The following is a 7,596-nucleotide window of genomic DNA, read 5'->3' on the forward strand; positions in this document are numbered from 1 at the left end:
GCAGGCTCCTCTTAGTCTAGTTTTATCTTGCAGTCATATGTAAATAATAAATTTGAATGAGCCTGAACTATTGATGTGCGCTGGGGTGATGTTGGGTGTCAGTAAGCCTTACGCACTTAGCCTCCACGTGGACTAGGTCAGAAGGCGGTGTTTAAAGATAAGTCGCTACATGTCTTAGCATCGAACGAATCACTAGGTTGCGGACGGTGCTGCGTTCTTAAGACAATCATTGAGAAAAATACTAACAGTTGTTAGTCATTACTTTCAGATTCGCTGCTATGCCATTGACGGGCTAATGTTAATTTAAACAAACCGCCACGATTTCTCGTGCGGCTCGGAGCTTGGAGAAAAATGCACAACATGAAAACTCTTGTACTGCGAGCGGTTTTGTTGGTCATGCTGACGGCCATCGCAAATTCCGCCTTTTCGAAAAGGCCGTTCACCGAGTTTGCGCCAGTGACGGACGAGATGCTGCAGCACCCGCCTCGTGGCGACTGGCTGATGTGGCGGCGCACACTAGATTCATGGGGCTACAGCCCACTTGCTCAGATTAACCGCGGCAATGTCGGAAAACTTCGGATGGTATGGTCTCGGGAGTTTGGCGACGGCGGTCTGATGGAGTCAACGCCACTTGTTCACAATGGTGTCATGTACTTCGCTACCGGAGACGATATCATTCAAGCGCTCGACGCGACCAATGGTCATCTCCTTTGGGAGTATCGCCGAGCGCTTTCCCCCGAAAAAGTGCTCGGTAGTCTTATCACGCGCTCGATTGCGATTTGGCAGGATCGGCTCATCCTCGTCACCAAGGACAGTTTCATTGTTGCCATCGATGCAAGATCAGGAGCGTTGCTCTGGGAAACGCCGACGGGCCCGATCGGCAGGATCCATAGCTCTGGGCCAATCATTGCGAACGGGAAAGCGATTGTGGGTGGCAGCTGCGCCAACATCAAGTTGCCCGGAGATGCAAACGGCTGCTTCGTTTCTGCTTATGATCTCAAAACAGGCAAAGAGCTTTGGCGCACTTACACCATCGCACAACCGGGAACGGATGCTGACAAGACCTGGGCCAATGTCCCCTATGAAAAGCGGCGCGGTGTAGGTACCTGGATTACGCCTAGCTACGACCCGAAACTCAATTTAATCTATATCGGCACTTCGGAAACCTCGCCGTATTCGAAGTTCCGGTTTGCCCCGCCGGGCCACTACGACGATGAGTTCTTGTATCAGACGTCAACGCTCGCCATCGATGCGGATACGGGCGAGATCAAATGGCACCAGCAACACTTCCGTGATCAATATGACATGGACCATGCGTATGAGCGCTTTCTGATCGACACGGCCGTCGCTCCGGACCCCAAGGAGGTGGACTGGATCAATCCGAAGGTGACTCCCGGCAGGTTGCGTCATGTCGTCACCGGTATTTTTGGCAAGACAGGCATCTTCTACGCGATTGACCGCAAAACGGGCGAGTTCCTATGGGCTCGCAATACGGTTTATCAAAACCTCATAACCAGCATCGATCCCTTAACGGGGCGAGCGACTATCCCGGCCGAGCAGATTCCGACGGAGGTGGGTCAGCGGCATACGCTCTGCCCGGGCTGGCTTGGAGGCAAGAATTGGCAGGCGGGAGCTTATAGCCCGCTCACGGGCACAATATACTTCCCTGAACAAAATATCTGCATGAAAGCCGTGGAGGGGGCTGAAGACGTAGAGAATGGGGGATTTCAATTTGCGCCAGGCGCGAAGGACAATGTCGGTACTATCCGCGCAATCAATGTGAAGACGGGGCGACAGTTGTGGCAGTTTGACAATAGGGCTGCGGTGACGTCACTTCTGACAACTGGTGGCGGGCTGGTATTCGGTGGGGACGTGAACCGTCAATTTCGCGCCTTCGATCAGGAAACCGGAAAGATCCTCTGGGAGCAAACCGTACCCGCCCAGGTCGGAGGGTTCCCGATCAGCTATGAGGTCGGCGGCCAGCAATACATCGCGGTACCTGTTGGATCGTTCCTGACCAGCGCTGGATTGCTCCGCCTCACGCCGGAACTTCAGCCCGGCACCGGCGGCAACGCTGTAGTGGTCTTCGCTCTGCCTAACTAGTAGGCCCTGAAAAATTCCCTGGGTCCTTGCAGGACAAGACTTTGCGGCCCAAAGGACGTTGCCGCAATTACAGGAGGCGATCCTGCAAATTCCGATGAGGCTTCGATGGGTCCGAAGGCGCTAGTCAGCGAGGGTGATTTGTTCCGGTATCCGCTGCGCGAGCAGATCGACCTGAAGCACTCGCTGGTACGTCAGGCCGATCTGATCGACTGGGACCGATTGAGCGCGGCGATGAGCGAAAGCTTCATGTCCAAGCGTGGCCGTCCGGCCACCTCGCCGCGCTTGATCGCTGGCTTGCTGTATTTGCAGCACGCCTTCGACCTGTCTGATTTCCCCCTCGGGCTTTGACCGACTTCGATCATCAAGCTTTCCTTAGTGTAGGGTGCCACAGCCGTCAACGCACACGAGCGCCGGCCGTCGAGCAATGCCTCGGATACTCGTACACGGAGAGAGACATGCGAAACAGTGCGCAAGCCTTGCTTGAACATACCTGATAGCACTCGCGTAGTTCGTCGACCGGCGCGCTCTAACCCGCGCGGGCATGAGGCCGCGCAGCACGAACCGCGGCCGCGGTTCCGTTCGTCGATGGCCTACGCTTTTCGCTAGTCCACTGCATCACGTTGGGTAACGTACGACAGGCTGCGATCACATCCAGAATGATCAGCTAGAGGAATAGGTCCCTATGCCCGCAATCGGTCGAGCGAATCACATTGACTCGCCAGTAGCAGAACGAATCGGCACCGAAGTACCGGGCCCCAGCCCGGATGCGTCGGGTAACAGCGACAGCCCAGTGCGTCGCCGCGACCGCAATGGCGTCCTTAGTTTGTTGGGACGCTCGCTCAGAAGAACCCGTTCGCCGCAGCAAGCGCAAAGTAGCACCGCAGCAAATCAATCCGCGCAACAGGAAACGCGCGCCATACCGGGAAGGCCGCCGCGGGCAACGGAGGCGATGATCCGGAGGTCGTCGGCGCTAACCCATGACTCCATCGAAGAACGAATGGAGCAGGGAGGACCATCCAGGAGGCTCGCACAAACGTCCGCAACGGACCGATCGTCGCCGAGACCCTCCGCACCTACCAACGTCGTGCCGGCTCGGGACGAACAGCGTGGATTGTCGCCAAACGTCGAGCGCATGGTCCAGCAATTCCAAGGTGCAGGGCTCGATCTTGCCTCGGCGCATCAAACACTATCCGCTGTGATGAACGGCGAGCCGGAACGTGTTGCCGGCCCCATGATGCACATCTTGCGAGGGCAGTTCGCCAATATGGCGTTGACCGGTATCAGCGCAGACGACCCGCTTGCCATTGCACTTCGCGATGCGCTTGGAAGTGCCGCGACGCCAGCGCTGCGGGCTGGGGAGGTGTCAACATTATTGGACAGGCTGACGCGGTCGGAGATCGATATGAACCGTCTGACTGTCGCCTTGGACAATCTGATGGTTCGTGGCGTCTCGTTGCCTGACGATCTGACGCAGGCGCTGCAAACGGCCGGAGTCGACACCGATTTCGAGCCGGGTATTTCGCTCGTTGACCACCCTTTGATACGATCGCGTGCGGCGATTCGTATGGCTGCGAGCACCCGCAGCCGCGCCGCCGTGCAACCAAGAGCGGCAAGCGGGACGCAGCCGAGTGTCGCCATGCCACACCAAACTGCGCAGGCCGCCTTGGCACAGGAAGTCAACAACATCATTCAGCAATTGCGGAATGCCGAAGTTGACCTTGTCCGAGTGCATCGAGCGGTTTCCAGTTTTGCCGACGGAAACCCGGCACCCATGACTCGGCGCATAGTGAGCATCTTGCAACCGCATTTCCCCAATCTGATGCGGGTTGGATTGCACCAGAATGCGCCGCTTGCACTTGCGCTCCGGGAGGCACTTGCCCAACATGCACCTGCTGCGGTAAGCAGCGCAGGCATACAGCCACAGGCGGCCGCTGTGACGCAGCAAGACGTTGCCTCGTCGTTTAGCAATGCGCAGGCTGCCTTGGCACAGGAAGTCCGCGACATCATTCAACAATTGCAAAATGCTGGGATTGACCTTACCCAAGTACATCGAGCAGTTTCCCGCTTGGCTGATGGAAACCCGGCACCCATGACTCGGCGCATAGTGAGCATCTTGCAACCGCATTTCCCCAATCTGATGCAAGTTGGATTGCATCAGAACGCGCCGCTTGCGCTTGCGCTTGAGCAGGCGCTTGGTCACCATGTAACTGCCGCATCACAGAGAACCGCCCAATCTATTCCACCCCGTCCGGTTGGCTCGGCTGCAAGCGCTCAAGCCACGGCAAACCGTGTCCTAGCAATGCCGGAAGGACGTGATCTCGAAGACAATCAGCAATATGCATGGAGACTTTATCTCCGAAACCGCTGGGCACCGGTAGAGCGCATCGCGTTCGCCACTGTCGCATCTGCACCTCCCGATCGTCGTTTCAATGGAGACGAGGAGGAGACGCTTCGCGCTCTTCGGTCGTGCATCGCGGACTATGAGCGGATTGAGGCGAAGTTCAATCAGTTGCGCACCATTTCAAAAGCTAATGCCGAGCGTTTAGGTTTCAGGGATGCGGCACTTTACAACCAAGACGGCGACGGGGAGTTCAACAAGGAGTTTGCGACGTCTTGCCTATTTGGGGAAGACTTGTCGTTGAGCAATCCCAATCAGCTCGTAATCGGGTTGGCGCAAGTCGCATCGGATTCACAGCAAAGCTACAACGAAGCCGTCAATAAGGAGGTCGTATTCATGGATATGAAAAAGCTCGCTGAATTCCTTGCCGCCACACCAAAGCATCCTATGAATAACGTGCCACTTAGTGCCGCGAATATTGAGAAGTTCGCCTTCAGAATTTCCTGAAATTACAGAGCAAACATTGGTGCCGATTCGACGCGCCGGCCGGCGTCAAGCCGATCGAATGGCGCTTGCTGACCAACGGAGAGGCTGGGGCGATGCCGGAGTCGATCGAACTGATCGACTGGTATCGGATGCGCTGGGAAATCGAGATCCTGTTGGCGTGCTGAAGAACGGTTGCCGCGTGGAGGCGCTGCAGTGGGGCGCGATCGAGCGGCTCGAGCGCCTTGGCGCTGTTCTTGGTGGTGGCGTGGCGTATCACCCATCTGATGCGCATGGGCCGAAATTGTCCCGAGCTGAATGCCGAGCTGTTCTTCGATGCGGACGAGATTCGCGGCGCGTATTTGCTGACTCATGTTAAACAGCCGGCCAAGCCCAACGAGGTGCTGCGCTTGATCGCGCGCCTGGGTGGCTTCCTCGGTCGCAATGGCGACGGCGAACCCGGCGCGAAAGCCATCTGGCTCGGATTCAAGGAAGTTCATGTCGCCAGGCGCTACGCGCAGGTGGAAACGCGGCGAATTGTGTATAAGACGATGCCTTAGATCTGGTAGGGGAAAATACGCGAACTGCGCCGGGGTTAGCTGAGGGAGCTGTAGGTGGCTCGGTATTATATTTGATAATCCCCCTCAATTGACGGCTTGGCGTGGCGTTGGGACAAACAGGCGCTCGTCCAGGTGTTCGTCGCGGGGCCGATCGTTGATGCTCTCGATGTAAGGCTTACCGGGCCGAATGAACGATAGCGTGCACCTACTTTGTAGGCCTGTGCGTCCAGCATCTTGCCCACGAACTCCGGACGGTTGTTCGCTATCGTGGATGCGGGCAAGCATCGCCTCTCCCTAGCCGTTCAAGCGCTGGCTTCACTTGCAAGCCTGGCAACGAGGCGTGAACCTCGACGGCCAAACACTCGCTCGTGTAATTTCGATCACGTTTGCGTACTCCTCTCCCGGAGCAGGTAAAAATTACTGTTGCTCGCCCCTTTTTGCGGGGTCCTGATCCCGCCTCGACGTATAGGACTTCTTTTCTCGAAGCGTCTCGTCCTCTTCGCGCTTTACAGAATTTGCGCCATTGATGGAATAAATGCCGCCCTTCCGGTGTTTACGGGGAGACACCTCCCGCTGAGGGGGAGACACCTCCCGCTGAGGAGCACGCGGCTTCTATCTGTAGGTGTTCGCACGCGGACGTGGCCGAAACCGACAGGGTCAATTGTGAAGAGCACTGAGCCAAAGCGGAGGCCGCTGGATTTTCTGGACAAACATTGCGGAGTAGCTTCGTTGGATAAATTTACTCAAACAGCCCACCCAGAGTGTTTTCAGCCAAATGACCAGAAGACCCGCGCACCAGCACGCCTCCATCGGCAACAGAGAACGGATGCCTTGCCCGCCACGCAGCCAATCCGCAGATTGCTCCTTGACTGTCGGGCGGTATCAGGAGGCAATATCTTGCTCGAAGTTAGCCTGTTTGATGGTAGGAATGATCTCGTATCGCATTCAGGATCGCATTTGTTCTCGCTCGAAGAACTCCACGCCATGCTCGGTCGTGTCCTGGGATGTTTTCCGCAGACTGCTGCGGAACCGTTGCCAGCAACAATGCTGCCGACGGATTTTTCAACGCTCACGCCTCGCCAACTGGACGTCGTACGTGAAATTGCTCGCGGAGCGTCGAATGCAGAGATTGCAGCGGCTTTGCACATCAGCGTCGAAACCGTCAAGGCACACATCGGTCGGATTCTGTCCCAACTTGGCGCCCGCAATCGGACCGCGATTGCGGCGATGTATTGGAGCGCTCTGTCCGATGAACATGCGCCTGAATAGCTACGTGCTCGGCAATTCTTTGGCCTTCGGCGACGAACACGAACTAATTGGCATAGACGCGCGGGCTTATGGGCCGGTTGGCAAATGAGGTGGGCACGCTGAGCGGTTGCGCTCGAAGGTCGCCAGGCAGGTCGGTGAGACGCGTTTGGTGTGTTCGACAGAGCAGTCGAACGGCTGCCCCACCGGTATCAGGTATGGGCGCTCCAGTGGTCAGGCCTCCCAGAGAGTCATGTCCAGCTCAGGATGGCCGGGCTGCTACACCCACACACACTGGTCAGCAAGCCAGTCATTGAGCGCAGCCAAAGAGCCGAAAGCGGGATACGCATGCCAGATGCGGTGACGGCTGTCCTGCACGTTCTTCTCTATCTGCCCCTTCTACCAGCCCGAGGCGGGGTTACAGAACTCGGCGTCGAGCAGGCAGTGGCTGACCATGGTGCTGAAGCTCAGGTTGACGTCACGCGACTTGCCCTGGCGCACCCGGTCCACGGCGGTCTTCATGTTGTCGTAGATGCCGCGGCGCGGAATGCCGCCCCAGGCCACAAAGGCGTGGTGGTGGGCGTCGAACAACACCTCGTGGATCTGCAGCAGACAAGCGCGCAAAAAGAAAGCGCGGCTGTGGCTCAGCTTGAACTGGGCCACCTGCAGCTTGGTGAGCTCGCCGGCAATTACGGCCCAGTCCTCGCTCCAGTTGAACTGGAAGGCCACATCTTCTGCGAAGCGCGGCGGGATAAAGGTGCCGCGGCTCGACGAGCGCTTGCTCTTGTTGTTCCTGGCGCCAGCGGCGAGCGAACGCCGCGACGCGATCATAGGAACCGGTGAAGCCCACTGACCCTGCCTCGTTTT

At 57.4% G+C, this 7,596-nt stretch carries 3 protein-coding genes and 3 pseudogenes; 5 read left to right on the forward strand and 1 reads right to left on the reverse strand.

What is annotated here, in order from left to right:
• The first annotated feature begins 360 nt into the window (after positions 1-360).
• The 5 genes and pseudogenes from PI87_RS24270 to PI87_RS29750 all read left to right on the forward strand — a co-directional run bounded on the left by PI87_RS24270 (position 361) and on the right by PI87_RS29750 (position 6,753).
• A complete protein-coding gene (locus PI87_RS24270; protein ID WP_039600296.1) occupies positions 361-2,103 on the forward strand; it encodes a pyrroloquinoline quinone-dependent dehydrogenase in 1,743 nt (580 codons plus the stop codon).
• Between the two features lie 105 nt (positions 2,104-2,208).
• Positions 2,209-2,433, forward strand: a pseudogene (locus PI87_RS24275) (IS5/IS1182 family transposase); the annotation flags it as partial.
• Positions 2,434-3,235: 802 nt separating this feature from the next.
• Complete coding sequence (locus tag PI87_RS29905; protein ID WP_052321735.1) at positions 3,236-4,948, forward strand: hypothetical protein; 1,713 nt, start codon at positions 3,236-3,238, stop codon at positions 4,946-4,948.
• 32 nt (positions 4,949-4,980) lie between these two features.
• A pseudogene (locus PI87_RS29275) lies at positions 4,981-5,484 on the forward strand (IS4 family transposase); the annotation flags it as partial.
• An 897-nt stretch (positions 5,485-6,381) separates the two neighbouring features.
• A complete protein-coding gene (locus PI87_RS29750) occupies positions 6,382-6,753 on the forward strand; it encodes a response regulator transcription factor (RefSeq protein ID WP_232314083.1) in 372 nt (123 codons plus the stop codon).
• 46 nt (positions 6,754-6,799) lie between these two features.
• Here PI87_RS29750 and istA read toward each other — a convergent pair.
• Positions 6,800-7,596: pseudogene (gene istA / locus PI87_RS24295) on the reverse strand (IS21 family transposase); the annotation flags it as partial.

It is taken from the genome of Ralstonia sp. A12 (assembly GCF_000801955.1).
Classification (GTDB): domain Bacteria; phylum Pseudomonadota; class Gammaproteobacteria; order Burkholderiales; family Burkholderiaceae; genus Ralstonia.